This window comes from Heliophilum fasciatum (genome assembly GCF_004341395.1).
GTDB lineage: Bacteria > Bacillota > Desulfitobacteriia > Heliobacteriales > Heliobacteriaceae > Heliophilum > Heliophilum fasciatum.
This window is the reverse complement of record NZ_SLXT01000004.1, coordinates 24,724-42,603: the sequence shown is the minus strand read 5'-3', so window position 1 is coordinate 42,603 and position 17,880 is coordinate 24,724. Positions and strand designations below refer to the sequence as shown.

Genomic DNA, 17,880 nt, shown 5'->3' with positions numbered 1-17,880 from the left:
GTTCGTTCCCCTCGATCGTTCTCCTGCCTGCCACGATCGCTCGGCAAAAAAACAAACCATCCTGAACGGCGTATTTCACCGAATCAGCATGGTTTGAACTTGATTATCCTTCGAGATCGGCTCATGAGCGGCGTAAATTTGCTTTACTCGAATAAGTAGCTGGTCATGGACATGGCTCCCATGGTGCAAGAATTGTTGAAAACGGTCAGCGTATCATCGTCGCGGGACGCGCCCAAGATGTAGAGCAGCGGATAAAAATGTTCCGGTGTAAAAAAAGCCAGTTCCGCCGACTTCCCTGCTCCTTCATAATGAAGAACATCATCATATTGCTTGGCCATGATCTTCTCTTTGATATAGTTATCAAAATCAACAGCCCAAGAATAAGGCTCTTTCATGGCAATATTGATTTTAGAAAAATTATGGACCACATTGCCGCTGCCGAGGATCAACACGCCCTTCTCACGAAGGGGGCCGAGTTCGCGGCCAATTTGAAAGTGTGTTTCAATATTGGCGCTGCCATGCACACTAAGCTGGTAGACCGGAATGTCGGCCTGCGGGTACATACGACAAAGCACCGACCAAGTACCGTGGTCAAGCCCCCAACTGTTATCGATCTTCACGTCCCGCTTGAGCAAATCTTGGGTCAAATGAGCAAACTCCGGCGCACCTTTGGGCTGATACGACACCCGGTAGACCCTTTCAGGATAGCCATACATGTCATAAATCATCCGGGGAACAGCTTCGTCCATAATACGGGTTCCAATCGTATACCAGTGCGCAGAAATGGCTAGGATGGCTTCCGGCTTGGGCATCCTCACGGCAGCTTTCATCCAATTTAAGGTATAGCGATTCTCTTCAATTGCATTCATCGGGGAGCCGTGTCCAATAAATAATGTGGGCATCTTTGTTGTCAAGTTTGCCACAGTCCCTGCTACAATATTTTGTTGGAATCGATCGCATTGGAACCTGGTTTTTAAGAAGCCCGGTGAAGATCGCCCGTTAGATTTCGATCAGTTCATAATCAAGGCTGCCCATACCGATCTGGGCACCGTAACGGAATTGCAGTGTACCGTCTACATAATCCCAGACCCCGCGAAATTTGTCTTCGCCATGGTCATGGTTGCACTGGAGCAGCGAATGGCGCAACCCCGCCTGCTGGTTGACCAGATCATAGCTGGCCTTATCGATGGCCACCGGGTCAGCCGAAGCGAGAAAACCAATATCCGGAACGATCGGTGCATCGCTCCAGGAGCAACAATCACAGTCCGGGGTAATATTGGTCAAGAAGTTGATGAAGCCCACCTTGCCTTCTTTGCCTTTGATCGCTCCGTAGGCATACTCGGTCATACGCTCCAAAAAAGGCGGTAATTCCGTTTCCCAGTCCATGCCGATCGCTTTGACAGGACAAACAGTCATGCATTCGCCGCAACCGATGCAGCGAGCCGGATCAATCGCAGCTTTTTTGTCCGTCAGCGTGATCGCTTGTTCCGGGCAAACTTTGATGCAAGTGGAGCAACCCGTACAAGGTTCAGGGTTAACCACAAACTTCGCATCATGCTGTGCTTTTTTCCCTGCCGCCGGTGCACAGCCCATGGCCAGGTTCTTGATGGCTCCACCAAAACCGGCCATTTCATGGCCTTTGACGTGGGAAAGCACAATCATGCTGTCAGCAGTCACGATATCCCGAGCCATTTTGACCGATTGAAAATGCTTTTGGCCGATCGGCACTTCAACGACATGATCACTGCGCAAACCGTCAGCGATGATCATGGGCGCACCGGTCACCTCGAAGCCAAAGCCATGTTCCAGCGCTGTCAGCAGATGATCAACGGAGTTATGGCGACTGCCGGAATATAAGGTGTTGGTATCGGTCAAAAAAGGCTTGCCGCCTCTTGCTTTGATCTGTTCCACAACCGGGCGCACCAGCACTGGGTTAATGTGGGTATCATTGCCGCGCTCACCAAAATGGAGCTTTATCGCCGTCAGATCATCTTGCCCAATCATCTGATCAAAGCCGGCCATGGCAAAAAGGCGGCGGATCTTTTCGATTTTATTGTGCTTTGGTTTACGTGCACGAAAGTTGGCAAAATACACTTTGCTTGCCAAGAAAAACACCTTCCTTTATCTCGTAACTTGTTACTCTTTCGACATAGGCCGGAATTCTTCCTGCCGCGAGCAGACGATCACAAGGCAAACCATCAGAGCGTTACAAATCATCCATCGCCGGCGATGGCCCATCCCTGTTAATCTTTGTCCCGCACTGTGAACAAAACAAAGCACCGGCGTTGAGCTTGCAGCCACATTTTATGCAGTACTTATGTATAACTTCAGCATCAGACTTTTTCTGCTTCTCTCCCAGTATGGACAGATGCTTGCGGAGAATGTTCTTGATTTCATCGACGGTCTCTGACTGCGTCAAGGAGAGATGGGTAAATTCTGTTTTGCTGGGCAGTTGCGTCAGGCTGATCCAATGGTTGGCTTCATCGGTCGATGCGAGATAATAGCGACCGACGCTCACCACTTGCCCCTGGTTATTTAATAAGGTAACTTCTAGACCACTGGCTTGTTTCCAGGAGAGCGCAAATTCCATTCCCAAATACTTACCGGTCGAACCCAAGCAAAATAACCGCCGCCCGCTCTCACCGGCAACGGTGCGCGCAAACAGTTGTAGATGTTCAGCAATATTTAGGTATTCACTTTGAAACTCCAAGACACTGTTACTGAGCCCAGGAACGAGCCGTAACAAGGAAGGCACCGCCCAGCGCAGATCATTGCTTTTGAGCGCTTGCTGCAGTGTCGATACAAATTCATCTTCATAGATCGCTTCCACCAAGTTTGTGGAATGATCCAGCATTTCATACAAGTAGGCCCGGCGGTAGCAGTCAATCAAGTTGAACATAAACACAAGCACTTCTAACGACAACGTCAGTTTGAGCAAATTGGCCGGTGCGCTGTTTACCGGTGTCGTATGTTGGGCCGCAAAATATGCTCCATAATGATCAATGCTTTCAAACAGACGCGCTGTCAGGCTGCTCCGGCCCTTCTGTAGTTCCACGATCTGCGCTACATCACGGTCATTTTTAATCAATACTGATGAAACTGTCAATGGCCCTGGATGTCCACCCTGCCGGATTTCGATTTTGATCTCCGGTTGGGCCAGTACGTTTACCATCGCCTTACACCGGGACTCTTCGGCCAGGGCCATCGTATCGGTCGAGGACTGGCTGCCTTCCGGCAAGGAATGCAACGGTGACAAGCTGTTCAACGGTAGTTTATATACATTCCGGACGAGGTAATGCAAAGCACCGCCATCCACTTGATATGCCGGTGTAGTTTTCAAGAAATCTCCGCTTTTTTTTATTCTCACCAGGACCTACCACCCTTTCCCGGATCGTCATGGGCACCAAGGGAATCATCATGGGCACCAAGAGAAATCTCTGCATGTAACGCTTTTTTCATATCATCAAACGCTTCCACCAGTGTCAAAGTATGCTTTTTGCCCCCGGGCAAAGCGCCGATAAAGATAGCCTTCCCGACTATGCTTGCCCAGGTATTGCCGGCACTGCCAGTACTGCCGACGCCGCCAGGCACATGATCTTGGCCTTTGTTAGCAATCACCTTGGAAACAGGGATTTGCGGGGTCCTCATTTCGTCGCTCGCGAAAAGCGTTTGTATGGCTAGCGCCTTGCTCCATTGATCAATATTCGACTTTACTTCACTGGAATTGATAATCGAGGAGTTGATCATTGAGGAGACCGGTTCCACGCCGATCACCGGTTGTTGAACAATGGGGGGTATACGCTTTTTCAGCAGATAGGCACTCCCTCCGAGAAGAAATGTAAAAAGTACCATTCCGGTGATCAGAACCCATCGTTTGGGCTGATCATCAAAAACCGTTTTTACCTCTGGAACTTCCAGGACATAAGCAGGCAGATCCTGCGTATACAAGCTCCCGCCAGCTTTGACTGGGAATTGCCGTAAACTGGCCGCCGTTGTTTGAGAACCTGGGGAAGACTCTTGCCGATACGTGGCCAGCCCCTGCAAATTCATCTGCGCCGGCAGGCCCGGCAGCTTTTGCAAAAGGATGTATCCGGTGATCTCCAGCTTTGGTTGTCCGGGCAAATTCATTAGGTCCAGCGTAATTTTTACATTCCCCCGGAGGCCGTTGGACTGCCTTTCCGTAACCTCACAGACTTGTGAATAGGTTGTATCTTGATACTTACCTACCAATTCAATCGTATCACCCCGATCAAGGATGACCATTTCTTGATCCCGTAGGTTAAGGTCGCTCGGCCGGTTACTGCTCGGCTCGTTACTGCTCAGCTCGTTGCCGCTCGGCTCGCTGCTTTCTCCTGTAACGGCGCCGCCGAACTGCCTATCCAGATTAAGCTTATAACGTCCGGTAAAGTCAGTGGGTTGCGGTGTCAAGGGGGCCATCGTGATATAAAAATCAGGAACCCCTTTTTCGTTGCATGCGACAACGGGCATGTTGGAGGCGATCAGCCGATATTCCCCGGCCGGCAGCACCACACCGGGACCGGCAATCCACATGCCGTTGACGACGGTCCCTAACCTGGCCCCATAGGCTTGGAAACGACCGGCCAATTGGTCTTGTACATCGATAATCGAAATAACCCCCGGCGCTGCCCCTTTGCCATCGTTATATGTATTAAAAACAATCTCATTGATAAAAGTGGAAGAGGCTAAGGAAATCGTGGCTGGTTGCGGCGATGCTGATGACTCCGCCGGTGCCTGATATTTTTCCGGGTTCTCGCGCCAGCGCGCCAGCGATTTGCTTCCTTCAAGATAAAGCGGGAGCGGACTGTCGATGGGGGTGCGTGCGGGTTGGGGGCGATCACCGGTCGCCAGATCGGCTTGCTGGAGCATCTTGGCCTTATACTTCTGCCACGCAGCATAATCGATGCCGGTAATCAAAACTGCGCCTTGGAAGTCTGTTTCGCGATTACGGACCCATTGGGCATCATCATCGGTACGTAAGGAATACGTGCCTGGCGGCAGGACGATCGCCGATTCAGCGCTAAAAAAGTGATCCTTAAAAATTTGATCAAAAGGTTGATCTTTAATCCCAGGATCGGCCGGCGTTGTCTTTCCCATGCCATAGATATTACCCTCGGAATCATGGATATAAAAGTTGACCCTGCGAATCCGAGGATCATCGGCAGGGTAGGTAAAAGGCAGACAAATCGTCCGCAGCAGTGTCGTTTCCTTGATGTCAAAGTGAAGGAATTCTTGGTTGGCATCCCGGTTTGGTGCCGTTTCTATTTCCCGGTTCCCTTGATAACGTATAACCAAGCGGGTTTGATCATCATTACCGAAGCGCAGATGATCTGCTTTCCATGAACCACGTTGATATACTACATAGGCATCGGGCTCTTCCGGTTGCACCGGTTCTACCGCATTGGCGATCAACGGTAAAGAAAAAAATGAGCTGACCATCAATATCGATATCATGGCGATAATCTTTTGAGCAATGATCTTATGTCTTAATTTCGTCGTTATCAAGACAATCTCTCCTTATGGGCAAATCGGCTAAAGCCATCGTGGGGGCGGTAAATCAAAATATTTCAAGAACAACGAAAAACACCCCACAACCGGAGTTGTGGGGCTGATCGTATCAGTATTTTTCTTGAGCAGGGCCGATGACCTCAATGGCCATCTCCCCTTCACAGCGTTGGCAATCTTTCCATGGCTTGCCGTCGACGGTAGCAGTGATGGCATGGGTGCCCAGGGGTAAACCGTCCGGTGTAATCACCGACACTTGATTATTCGTGCAGCTTTTGATGGTAGCCGGTTTGTCGCCGACCTTGATTTGGATTTGTTCTTTGGTCACTTGCTCCTTATAATCCAAGGTTAGCATGAAGCTGGCACCGGGACGGGTTTGGGTTCCTTCCGTACTGTGCAACGTCGGTTCACTGGCTCCGCAGGTTTTGGGGGCTGAACTAAGCGAGGTTGTCGTAGCGGGCTTGTTGGTGTTGCCGTCCCCGCAACCTGATAAAAGTGTCGTAAGCAAGGCGGTAGCGATGAAAGTTGTCGCAATTTTTTTTAAAAACAACAGTGACCCTCCTTAACCGGGAGCTTTTTACGTGCTTGAAACAAACATCCCTTATGAACTTCTCTGGCATCAGCGGTTATTTGATCAAAAAGCATTAAAATTAATGTTATTAAACTCCATATCATGGATGGTTACGCCGGACAGATTTGTATTACCCAGATTGGCTTGATTAAGAACAGAACCGGATAAATTGGCTCCACGCAGGTCTGCCCCGTTAAAGTCTAATTGATAAAGATCAGCTTTTTCCAAACGTAATGCCTGGAGGTTCGCATTCCTCAAATTTACACCACTTAGAAAAACAGATGATAACTGTGAATTTTCCAGCGATGCACCTTTAAGATTGATGACATTAAGAGCCGCTTCCGAAAAACCAGCTTTACCAAGGTTAGTTTCACTCAAATCCACTTTACAAAGGAAAGAATAATAAAACTTTGCGTTGCTGAGGTTAGCCTCACTGAAATTGCTATCGTAAATATAGGTGCCCGAAAAGTCAGTATCGATGAGATAGGCCTGACTTACATTGTTTTTGCGCAAACGGGACCAGCGCAAGGATGCTTTGTTAAGGTTGGCGCGATAAAAAAAAGATTCATCAATATCGGTCTTTTCCATGTTTACGATCGTTAGATTGGCATTTTCCAGATCTGTGGCGTGAAACTTGGACCGTGCGAAGGTAGTCTCGGCGATCAACGATTTAACCAAAACTGCTCCGTTAAAATGAGCACCCATCATTCTGCTTTTGACGACATATACGCTTTCCATGTTGGTTTGCTTAAGGTTGGCGAAACAAAAATTGGATTCAATGATTTTGGCGTTACACATACTGGAACCGTTGAATATGGTACCTGTTAAATTACTTTTGTAGAAAGTTGCTTTGCTTAATTCTGTATTACTGAAGTTGGTTCCATTGAAATTCGCTTTCGAAAAATCCCGGTTGCTTAACTTGGCACCGCTGAGATCGGGGGCAATCTCCGGGTTCTCTTTTCGCCACCGATTCCAAACATCTACACCTTTCAATAGTATATCGACATGCTGATCATTGGCCATGGAATCGCTCACCGCCTTCCTTTTTTCGCCCAAAAAAATCCGACAGTCCCGCCTTGCTCAAAGTTGACAAAACAGGACTGTCGCAATCTCGCTCTATACCCTTTTGGCTCTCCTATGTTGATCCCATGATACCAATCGTGAAAGTAGCGGTCAAATACTTTTTTAGATATTCAAGCGGGTAACCAGAGCGCTCAGCGGGATCGCCACAAATATGGCCGGTAACAGATTACCCACTTTGATTTCTTTAATCTCTAACATCGTCAGGCCGATGCCTACGATGAGCAATCCGCCGGTAGCACTCATTTCCGTAATGATGGACGAAGAAAGAATCGTTTGTAACAAACCGGCAGCCAATGTAATGGCCCCTTGATACAAAAATACCGGAATCGCCGAAGCCAACACGCCGATCCCCAGGGAAGAAGCAAACACAATGGACGATATGCCGTCCAACAGCGATTTCACCATCAAGATACGATGATCACCGTTAACGCCGCTTTCGATGGAGCCCATGATCGCCATCGCCCCCACACAATAAATGAGGCTTGTGCTGACAAAAGCTTTGGTAAATCGCCCATCTTCACCACGGGCGATTTTGTTTTCCACCCAATGGCCGAAGTTCTTTAACTTCTGTTCGATGTCCACAAACTCGCCGATCATTCCGCCGATCACTAACGCGCCAATGACCACAAGGACATTGTTGGTCTTTAAAGCCATGCTGCCGCCAATCAGCAAAACGGCCAATCCCAATCCTTGGAGCACCGTCTCTTTCATTTTTTCCGGCACAGCATGGCCAAACCAAAGCCCTAATGTTCCTCCGATGATAATCGCCAGGGTATTTACAAGCGTTCCTAACACTGTTTTCTCCTTACGTTTGGATTCTTTCTCGATCGGCAATGATTCAGACTGACCTATCCTACTTAGATCGTAGCCATCTCCACACGATTGCCGTTCTTTAAGATTCGCTTGGTCAACGCCTCTCTCATGGGAATAGCCCTCCCTTTTTCCTCGCATTCGGTGGATTTATTGGCAGGAATCATTTCGATTTTCCCAATTCGTATGCGACAACACGGTTGCGTCCTTTTTGTTTGGCGCGATATAACGCTTCGTCAGCACGTTGATACCAGTCACGAAACGCTTCGGTTGTGGCTCGCTCGGCCACACCGATGCTGACCGTTCGTTTGCCCGTAACGGGGTGATCGGTGTTTTCGATGGCCAGACGGATTTTTTCCAATGCCTTGATCGCACCCTGGGTGGATGTCTGCGGCATCAATACGACAAATTCTTCGCCGCCGAATCGGATCAGTAAATCAGCGCCGCGCAACTGCTTTTTGGCAGTTGCGGCCGTCAGCTTGAGGAGTTCATCGCCAATCGGATGACCCCATGTGTCATTGACATATTTGAAATGATCTAAATCTAAGATGGCTAAGGTCAGCGGTTGCTGATAGCGATCGGCTTTTTCCATTTCTTCACCGAGAATCATATTAAAGTAATGACGGTTATAAAGACCGGTTAATTGATCGCGGACAGCAATTTTTAGCAATTGCTCTTCTTTTTGTTTCTTTTCCGTTACGTCCCGAGCCGAGGAATAGATAAATCCTCCGACACCCGGTTGGCTGTGCCATTCGATATATTTATAGGAACCGTCCTTGCATCGATAGCGATTGGTAAAGCCCGATAGGGCATTTTGATTGGTCAGCGCTTTCATTGCATCGAGCGTGCCGGGAATATCTTCTTCATGGATAAAGGAAAGATAACTTTCCCCTACCAATTCTTCCGTTTTATAACCCAGAATCTCTTCAAATTTTTTATTGACCTTATGAAAATTAGCAGCTAAATCAGTCACGCAAAGCATATCTAAATTTACATTCAAAAACCCGTCGATCTCTTTGGCTTGGAGATATTCTTTGGTGATATCGCGGAACGAAATCACGACGCCGGTAATTCCGCCATCTTTCGCCACCATGTTGGCTACCGTTCCCATGATAAAGCGTTCTGTTCCATCGCGGGAAACTAATATCACATCATCGATGCTGCCCTGGCATCCCACACAGACCATATCGTCGATAATGACTGGTTTTTTTTCTCTTGTCTGACGATGATAAGTTAGAAATATGTCGGCAAATGCTTGGCCGATCACCGATGCCTGCGGCCATCCGGTAAATATTTCGGCCATTCGATTCATGAGGGTGATTTTCCCCTCTTTGTCGGTAACAATGATGCCTTCATTGATCGAAAAAAGGGTGGTTTCAAAGAGGCTGCGCAGTTCATTTTCTTTTTTGTACGCTCTCTCTAATTCTTTTTTGACCTGCCGGAGTTCCTTTTCGTATTCATTGCGTTTGGCCATCTTAACAACCATACAATCGATCATTGCATCAGTATCATCAGTTACTTTGTTCCCCAGCATTAAAACCGGTATCTCTTCCCGATTTTTACCTTTCAAAGTGACATAGATCTCTTCAATTTGCCCCTTAAGTTGCAATTGAAGAAAAAACAAGGAGTGAAAGACCATTTTACTGGCAGATGTTAAAAGCGATTCCATGTGTTGATGTAACAAATCATCTTGTTCATATCCCAGCATAGTTAATAAGGTTTGATTGACATCCTTGATCAACCCTTGCGATGTTACGGTAAGGTAGCCACAGGGGGCGTTGGTCATCCGACAGTTCACCATGATCCCATCTTTCTTTTATGGTTCTCCGGAAACGCTAGTGCCAGTTATGTAGTTCAAGATCATTTTTGCCGTTTCCTGCGGTTGACTGATATGAGGGTAATGTCCTTTGGTATCTGTAACTTTCAGCACACTGTTCTTGATATGGTTATGCAGATAGGTTCCAACCTCGATTGGCACGATGCTGTCTTCCGAACATTGCACAATTAAAGTCGGGACTGTAGCCTCGGCCAAGTACTTCCGGTGATCCGATAAAAAGATGGCTTTAGCAAAATTATGCATCACTAAGGCGTTCTCCGCAGAAAGGGCCGCTTTTAATTGCTCAGTCAGGTGAGGCTGTTCGGGCTGGTTCATCAAGGCAGCGGCATTGACGCTTGCCCAGCCCACAAAATTTTGCTCCATCATGTCCAGCAACTGGCTGACTTCATCATCCGTAAAGCCACCATAATAATCGGGCAGGTCATTGATATACCTCGGTGAAGCACCGAGCATGATCAGCGCTGCAAATAACCCCGGTCTTTGGATCGACGCCAGCAAACCGAGCATACCACTGACGGAGTGCCCGATGAAGATGACGGGGTCACCAGCGAGAGCTTCTAAAATCTCGATGACATCCCGGGCATACCCATGCAGAGTGCTGTAACGTTGCGGATCATAAGCGGCAACATCGGCCTTCCCTGACCCAACATAGTCAAAGAGGACAATTCGGTAGTCGTCTTCAAAATAGGGAATCATGAGCCGCCAGATATTTTGATCACAGCCAAAACCGTGGCCGAATAGGATCGTTTTTTTTCCTTTTCCAAGGATGTTGACATTGTTGCGTGATAAAATGTTTTTCATTAATTCCCCTCCTCCAATAACGAGTTGCACACGGGATGATCGTTAGTTTGATCATACTTCATAATCCATCCAATTTTCAATTGTAAATTATCTCTACTCATTAACGATTGGCGCAGGTGGCATAAAAAAATGCACTCTACAACATTGGCCGTAGAGTGCTTTTGAGGCGGCTGTAACTGTTTTTATTAGTAACGCTTGAAAAGGACACGAGTCTCCTATATTCATCGGCAAATTAATCAATCGCATTTGATTTTACTGCCATCCAATCGGCAGGACGCACCGGCAGGAGGAGTTTGCTCTTGTGTTTCCACAGCGCTGCCGATGGCCTGGATAATTTGCGCAAGAGGCTGGGCACCGCTGATGCGATATTTTCCTTCGATGATCAGGCATGGAACCGCGTGGACGCCATATTGTTTTGCAAGAATTAAATCTTTCTCCACCGCTTCCTTGGTATCATCACTGTTATAATGCTGCTCCCATGTTGCAAAGTCGATACCACTTTGCCTGATGCAGTCATTAATGATATCCCGTTCTTCAATGTTGCGGTTTTGTACGAACAAGGCATGTTGCAGAGCGTCAAAAACATCCCAATAGCCAGCGTCGCCTGCGGTGAAGTATGCCGCTTTACAGGCAGTAAGCGCTTTCAGGGAAGTCGGGAAGGGAAAATCTGCCTGATACATTCCCGAGATGTTAAACCGGTGCAGATCATCATTTTGATTGGCCTGTTCCCAATGGCTCAGAATTTCGGCCTTGGCCGCTGCTCTTGAACCAAACATTTCGTCAAAATCGCGTTCTGATTTGACCAGCGCATAGGATCGATGCACGATTTGAACTTCTGGCATCATTTTTTGGAGTTGACGCATCCGATATGACATGGGGAAGCAAAAGCTACATATTACGTCATGGAAAAACTCTACGGTCACTTTATTCATCATAACACTCCTTCGCTCTTGTACTTCAATAGTATGAACGATATCCATTCATTTCTTACGTCGGCTTTCCTATCTACCTGCAAACGGGTGGATCGCCGCTCCATGAAGGTGGCTCTATTTTTCCGTGATCATGGCTCTGGTTCGCTGACACAATGGCTCTCTTAGAGCGAAATATTCATGGCTGTCTGATCACCTGTAAAATACAACCTGATTATCTCATAACAGTGGATAAAAACAAATATTTGGTGCACAGTGACTTACCAACAATAAATGAAGAAGCCTCGATCTTGCTTGCGATCGAGGCTTCTTCATTTATTCAGTTGCCAGTGACTGAACAATACCTTGGCTTTTTGCTTCTTGATAAGCTCTTTCCACTGCCTACTTAACCACTTCTTCGTCCAAAAAGATGCCTTTTGCCTGCAGTCCACCAACTACCAATTCGACAGCCGCTTCATACTGTGCTTTTCCGTCCATCGTCTTGAACCTCTCTCGGGCAGCAACGACGGCAAAATCACAGAGTTGCTTGAGTGTCGCCAATTGCTGCTGGGTTAAATTTGCTTCCAGAAAAGCTTCTACCTTCGGCTTGAATTGATTGTAGGCCACGATGGACAACACGAGGACAACAAAAGCGGTGATTTCGATAGCGGTGGATACCAATACGTTATAGAATTCCATAAGCGCATTCCCCCCGCTATCAACCTATTCCGGCGTGATCGTCCCTGTGCTGACGTTTACGAGTTTTTTGGATTTATTTTAGAACTCAAAACATATATAACTTAAAGTTCCATATACATAGCTTTGGTGTAAAAGCTTTGGCTTGTCTTTGTTACCGCATCCCATGGCTATAAACATAGGAACTATGTGCTCCTCACGTGGTATGGCACGTTTAGCATATGGTGCTGTCTCCCTGTAATTAAACAGAACTTCTTTATCATTATTCTCTACTTTTTCTATAAGCCAATTGTCAAACTCTACTGCCCATTCTTCCACCTTTGTAGAATTCCAATCTACTGTAGCAAGGTTATGAACGGTCGAACCGCTTCCTATTACCAGAATATCCTCTTCTCCCAGTTCTTTAATGGCCCTTCCTATCTCATATTGCTTTTCCATCGCCAAATAGGGATTTACTGATACTTGAACAACAGGTATCGTTGCATTTGGATACATTAAGTAAAGAACATCCCACGCACCATGATCCAATCCTCTGTTTTCGTTAAACTTGCTTTCAATGCCATTATTACCCAACATGGATTTGAGCTTTGAAGCTACTTCTACAGAACCCTTGGCAGGATATTTTATTGAATATAATTCTTTTGGGAATCCGGAAAAGTCATAGATCATATCGTAGGTATCATCCATTGATGAGATTGTTGTAATTTCACTTTCCCAATGGGCTGTAAATATGACAACAGCTTTAGGTGTTAGTTTTTTGCCCAAGTCTTTAAGAAAATCAGTATATTCGTTTTTTTCCACCACAAGTGTCGGTCCGCCATGGCATAAAAATATCGAAGGAATCATCTTTTCACTTCCTTTTCTGTAATTATATATTTATGATAATCGCTAAAAAACCTCTAGGGAAATATATAAAAAGCCTATGTATAAGATACATAGACTCTTATAATCAATTATTAAAGATTTTGGTGTGAACCATCACAGTATGGAGGGTTCTTAGTTTGCTTGCAGGCACCCTTTTTAATCTCAACTGGAATAGGTGATTTTCCAGCAACCACGGGTTTATCCATACTTATATCTCCTTATTAGCTATGACTTCATTTTTTATTTTGTGCAAAAGCTCATACTTTATTCACTTGAAGCCTTTGATTTCAGCCATTTCTGGGCCTACTTCTCAGAATGAGCCCCCTATCCTCATAAGAAAACAATCCCTCTGTCCAGTGTTTAAACGCCAGTCAGAGGGATTGAACTATAGTTGGATATTTATTGAATGGTTCCTTGTGGCGATTCTATCACATTCAGGGTTCCAACCTGTGGCTTTCGTCGAAGCGCTGAAGCAGTGCCGCCACTTGCGCACGGGTAGTGTTTCCGCCAGGCAGCAGCTGGTTGTCGCTGCCCAACAGCAGGCCTTTGTGCACTGCCCAGGCTACTGCCGGGGCTGCGTATTCCGATATGTTGCCGTAATCGGCATACTCCCGACTGGACATGCTGCCCTGGGAAGTGTCCTGCTTCTTATACTGGGCGTAGCGGAACAGCATGGCGACCAATTGCTCCCGGGTGATGCTCTGTTGGGGAGCGAATCGGTCGGCGCTGTGGCCTTTGACGATGCCCTCCTTAGCTGCCCAGGCCACTGCCTGGGTGTAGTATTCCCCTGCGGGCACATCGGCAAAGGCCGCCGATGAAGCCGGAGCGGGCTTGCCCTCCATACGCCAAAGGATGGTCACGATCATGGCCCGGGTGACGTCTCCCTGTGGGCCGAAACTGTTGGCATCGGTGCCCTCCATCAGGCCCCTGTCGGTCATGTACTGCACGGCCCCACTGAACCATTCATCGGCCTTCATATCGGCAAAGCTCTTGGAGCGGGTGCCTGCGGCTGGTTGGCCCGTCGCCTGGTTAAGGCCGATCATATAGAGCGCGAAATGGCTCACCTTGAAGGTTACACGACCGGTGGCTACATCGTAGCTACAGGGGATCTCCGTAAGGATGCCGTCAGCCGCCAAGTGCCAGATGGCCACCCGACTGGGGTCTTCTCCCGGTTTCAGGGTGTAGGGCAGAGTCACTGTGACGCTTCCTCCGAACTGGCTGATGGTCTTCCCTTCCGAGGTAACAGTGAGGGAATACACCACCCGGCCGGGGTGGCTGGTTTGATACTGGGCGGATACGTTCTGCATCGTTGCCTGAACGCTGCTACCGGCCTGGTTCGCAATACCCTTTACGGCCTCGGCGTCGAACACCAGCCTGCTTCCATCCTGGCTGTTCACCGTGAGGGTGCTTCCCATGGATGCCAGCTGCTTCATGTCGGCTTGGGCGAGGCTTGCACCGCTATTAATATTGCTGACGGGAGCGGCAGGCTGTCTTGCCTTCCCGCCACCGTCTCTGCGGTTGAACGTCCATTGAGCATAAACTTTAAGGTCAGCCAAAACTACAGTGGCATGAGTAAAGACTGATCCACTGCCGTTCGAAACCGTATTCCATCCGGTAAAGGAATACCCAGAGCGTGTCGGCGCCGTTGGCAAAGATTCCACTGTGCTGCCGGAGATAACACTGTGGGAAACAGGGTCCGCATCTGTATCCCCACCGTTCCGGTCATAGGTAACCGTATATGTCTGCACCGGCTCCACCGACCACTGGGCATATACCGTCGTATTCTGTGAAACCGCGGTTCCCGCCGTGAATTCGGATCCACTGCCGTTCGAAACCGTATTCCATCCGGTAAAGGAATACCCGGAGCGTGTCGGCGCCGTTGGCAAAGAGCCCACTGCGCTGCCGGAGACAACACTGTGGGAAACAGGGTTCGCATCTGTATCCCCACCGTTCCGGTCATAGGTAACAGTATGAGTCGTCACCGGTACTACAGCGGTCGTTGCCGGGTACAGAATTATGGCGATGTTCTTTGTCATATTGTCTGTCACGCTGAATCCAGTCGCCCCTGGCCACATTGTGGACAGCGCATCGGTGCTGTAATAGGACGGCATGAACATCCCCGCAATCGTTCCTCCGGTCGGGGCATTGGCCATCAAGGTCTGTACATTGAAATTCCTTGGAACAAGCAGCTGGTATGTGGAGAATTCTGCTCCCGGAGGAAAACAGGCTTCACCAGTCAGGCTGTAGGAAGGGCCGGTTGCTATGATAGCGGATGTTGCCGTCGTGACCCCGGTGTTGGAAATCCCGCTTGGCAGATAAACCTTCCCCGAAATGAGATATGCCGAAATCAACTGGATATCGACATTGGATAGCGGATTGGCAATGTTCAGGACCTTACCTCCGTTGTAATGCGGAGCTGTTCCCTCAGGACTATAGTAGTTCGCTTTGCAGTAACGGTCTTGATTGGACAGAATACACCCCACTGTGCTAGTGGCGCTCGGCGGCATGACGATTCGGTATGTCGCTGAAGAGCTGCCCTGTGCCATGACTTTGGCAGGCAGCGTCACCCCTAATCCTGAGGTGATCTGGTACTGAAGGCCTCCCTCAGGGGCCACTTCTTCCTCGGGCAAAAAAATGGTCCCCTGAATCGGGTATCCCAAAGGAACCGCGAAGTCCGCGATGATTGTCTGCCCAGCGGAAATCGGATCGAACATCGCGGAGATTTCTGATTCGCTATAGCAGATGCTGTGGCCAGCATCGTTCTTGTAGATGCCAGACGACACCATGTCAATGCCGCCACTATCGGTAATACTGTAGCGGAGATAGGTATCTTGGTGGTCGGCGAGGTTTAGCGTAATAACATACGATGCCGTCGTCTGCCCCGGGTTCAGGATAACCTCCGTACTGCCCATGTCGTGATTCGCGCTTAATTCGATTATCACCTTCTGCCCATCCGGAACAGCTTGCGGAATGGTCACGGTTCCCGTCAAGGTCGCAGATGCGGCAGATGCGGCAAATACGCCCAGCGGCACCAGGTTCACGAGGATCATCAGCGTCAGAAGCAAGGAAATTTTCTTGCACCGGAATATTCCGGCACGCATTGCGCCGGCGGTTTCCTGGTGATCCGCTCTATGCTTGGTACTTTGTTTCAACACAGTCCGATTCATTCTACTCACTCCTAAGTATGATTTTTTAAACTCACCCGGCCGCTGTTTATTTGCTATAACGAAGTAATATTTTCACGATATTTACACATCGAATTTTTACTCTCAAACCTCGAAAAAACCAGTATTACTGGACTTCCCACACATTCACTTCTCCACCCTTGACATCAACACTACCGTCTCTACATGTCCCGTCTGGGGGAACATGTCCACCGGTTGTACAGAACCAACGCGGTACCCCGCTACAACCAATCGTCCCACATCCCGGGCCATGCTGGCCGGATCACAAGAGACATAGACAATCCGCTGGATCTCAGCTTCAGCGATCGCATCGATCACCCGTGGATCACAACCGCGCCGCGGCGGGTCAAGCACCAGCACATCGCAAGCCTTGCCTTCTTTAATGTAATTAGGCAGCATTTCTTCCACAGCAGCCACATGAAAGGTTGCATTGGTACAGGCATTGATCAACGCATTGCGCCGGGCATCATCAACGGCCGGGGCAACTTCTTCAATGCCGACCACTGCCTTGGCTCTTTGGGCTAGATAAAGACTGATCGCGCCGACGCCACAGTACGCATCGATGACCGTCTCACTACCAGTCAAGGCGCAAGCTGCGCCGATAACCTGAAGCAACACATCAGCCTGTGTAGGGTTGACTTGTTGAAAACTGGCTGCTCCCACTTCCAACTGCAATCGTGCCGCTGTATGCTCGACGAGGCGCTTCTTTCCCCATGTGTTCAGATAGCGCCGTCCCAGCACTTCACCGTTACTGTGGGGATTGAGGTTAAGCACGACCGAGGTCAGCAGCGGGTTACGCTCTATCATCGCATCGGCTATCGCTGCCCAGCGCTCGCGAAGGTCAGCAGTGGCCTTGCTCACTACGATGATCAGCATGAGCTCGATACCGGCATCGGCCTTTTTTTCACCGGCAGCCGCTTCATTTCCGGTCCGGGCGTTTGTACGCACGGACTTGATCACCGCATGCGTCAGGGGCCAGCGACACTCCGGATCGTGTTTGGCCAGTTGCCCACGCAGTTCGGTAATCACCTCGGTTAAAGGGATCGGTAGCAAGGGACAGTCGTCATTTTCCACGACTTGCCGTGAACCGGCTTGGTAATGGCCCAGGCGCCACCCTTGCTGGGATGCCTGAAAATGCAGTTGTACGCGGTTGCGATAACGCCAGGGATGATCCATGCCCTGGACAGGCTGTACGTCTACATCGTGAAGGTGGGCCAACCGTTGTAAGGCATCAACAACAGCTTGCCGTTTCAGAGCCAATTGACTGGCATAATCAAGCATCTGGAATTGGCAACCGCCGCAAAGACCAAAACTAGAGCAACGCGGTTCTACTCGCTCTGGAGCAGCACTTTTTCGCTCGATGACCTGCGCCCGCAGGTAATTTTTTTTGACTTGTGTAATCTTGACACGGGCTTTCTCCCCTGGCAGTAGCCCCGGCACAAAACAAGTGATTCCTTGTGGCCGAGCAATGCCGTCACCTTGTAAGCTAATATTCTCTCCGATTATCTCCAGTTCCTGCCCTAGTTGCACGCGCATCATTTCCTTTCCAATGTATAAAAAAACCAGCACCGTTCGGATGGTTTGATCCGTTTCCCTTTGCCG

15 protein-coding genes are annotated in these 17,880 nt (G+C 48.7%); all 15 read right to left on the bottom strand.

All coding sequences use genetic code 11. The features are described from left to right. Positions 1–143: 143 nt before the first annotated feature. Positions 144–902: a 4,5-DOPA-extradiol-dioxygenase gene (gene ygiD, locus EDD73_RS02725; RefSeq protein WP_131918314.1), complete on the bottom strand. Its 759-nt coding sequence runs from the start codon at positions 900–902 to the stop codon at positions 144–146. A gap of 97 nt (positions 903–999) precedes the next feature. Next, a complete protein-coding gene (locus EDD73_RS02720) occupies positions 1,000–2,106 on the bottom strand; it encodes a DUF362 domain-containing protein (protein WP_131918163.1) in 1,107 nt (368 codons plus the stop codon). A 100-nt stretch (positions 2,107–2,206) separates the two neighbouring features. After that, positions 2,207–3,367, bottom strand: a complete 1,161-nt coding sequence (locus tag EDD73_RS02715) for a zinc ribbon domain-containing protein (RefSeq protein ID WP_131918162.1) — start codon at positions 3,365–3,367, stop codon at positions 2,207–2,209. Continuing rightward, a complete protein-coding gene (locus EDD73_RS02710) occupies positions 3,364–5,523 on the bottom strand; it encodes a hypothetical protein (RefSeq protein ID WP_131918161.1) in 2,160 nt (719 codons plus the stop codon). Before EDD73_RS02710 ends, EDD73_RS02715 begins: the two co-directional genes overlap by 4 nt. 112 nt (positions 5,524–5,635) lie before the next feature. Further along, the gene (locus EDD73_RS02705; RefSeq protein WP_131918160.1) at positions 5,636–6,073 is read right to left on the bottom strand and encodes a hypothetical protein; all 438 of its coding nucleotides are present in this window, start codon (positions 6,071–6,073) and stop codon (positions 5,636–5,638) included. 84 nt (positions 6,074–6,157) lie between these two features. Further along, positions 6,158–7,117, bottom strand: a complete 960-nt coding sequence (locus EDD73_RS02700) for a pentapeptide repeat-containing protein (protein ID WP_131918159.1) — start codon at positions 7,115–7,117, stop codon at positions 6,158–6,160. A gap of 162 nt (positions 7,118–7,279) precedes the next feature. Beyond that, on the bottom strand, positions 7,280–7,972 hold the full coding sequence (locus tag EDD73_RS02695) for a DUF554 domain-containing protein (RefSeq protein ID WP_131918158.1): 693 nt from the start codon (positions 7,970–7,972) through the stop codon (positions 7,280–7,282). A gap of 178 nt (positions 7,973–8,150) precedes the next feature. Then, a complete protein-coding gene (locus tag EDD73_RS02690) occupies positions 8,151–9,785 on the bottom strand; it encodes a sensor domain-containing diguanylate cyclase (RefSeq protein WP_165876275.1) in 1,635 nt (544 codons plus the stop codon). An 18-nt stretch (positions 9,786–9,803) separates the two neighbouring features. Next, positions 9,804–10,625 carry an alpha/beta fold hydrolase gene (locus EDD73_RS02685; RefSeq protein WP_131918156.1) on the bottom strand — a complete coding sequence of 274 codons (822 nt, stop codon included), beginning with the start codon at positions 10,623–10,625 and terminating at the stop codon, positions 9,804–9,806. 236 nt (positions 10,626–10,861) lie between these two features. Beyond that, positions 10,862–11,557 (bottom strand): DsbA family oxidoreductase, encoded by a 696-nt coding sequence (locus EDD73_RS02680; RefSeq protein WP_131918155.1) that lies wholly within the window; start codon positions 11,555–11,557, stop codon positions 10,862–10,864. A gap of 378 nt (positions 11,558–11,935) precedes the next feature. Next, the gene (locus EDD73_RS02675) at positions 11,936–12,232 is read right to left on the bottom strand and encodes a hypothetical protein (RefSeq protein ID WP_131918154.1); all 297 of its coding nucleotides are present in this window, start codon (positions 12,230–12,232) and stop codon (positions 11,936–11,938) included. A 78-nt stretch (positions 12,233–12,310) separates the two neighbouring features. Then, the gene (locus EDD73_RS02670) at positions 12,311–13,075 is read right to left on the bottom strand and encodes a DODA-type extradiol aromatic ring-opening family dioxygenase (RefSeq protein WP_131918153.1); all 765 of its coding nucleotides are present in this window, start codon (positions 13,073–13,075) and stop codon (positions 12,311–12,313) included. A gap of 110 nt (positions 13,076–13,185) precedes the next feature. Continuing rightward, complete coding sequence (locus EDD73_RS15670) at positions 13,186–13,299, bottom strand: CDGSH iron-sulfur domain-containing protein (protein WP_479723869.1); 114 nt, start codon at positions 13,297–13,299, stop codon at positions 13,186–13,188. A 228-nt stretch (positions 13,300–13,527) separates the two neighbouring features. Beyond that, entirely contained in the window at positions 13,528–16,260 is a 2,733-nt protein-coding gene (locus EDD73_RS02665) for an InlB B-repeat-containing protein (RefSeq protein WP_131918152.1), read from the bottom strand. Between the two features lie 144 nt (positions 16,261–16,404). Then, positions 16,405–17,808 carry a 23S rRNA (uracil(1939)-C(5))-methyltransferase RlmD gene (gene rlmD, locus EDD73_RS02660; protein WP_165876274.1) on the bottom strand — a complete coding sequence of 468 codons (1,404 nt, stop codon included), beginning with the start codon at positions 17,806–17,808 and terminating at the stop codon, positions 16,405–16,407. Between the last annotated feature and the right edge of the window lie 72 nt (positions 17,809–17,880).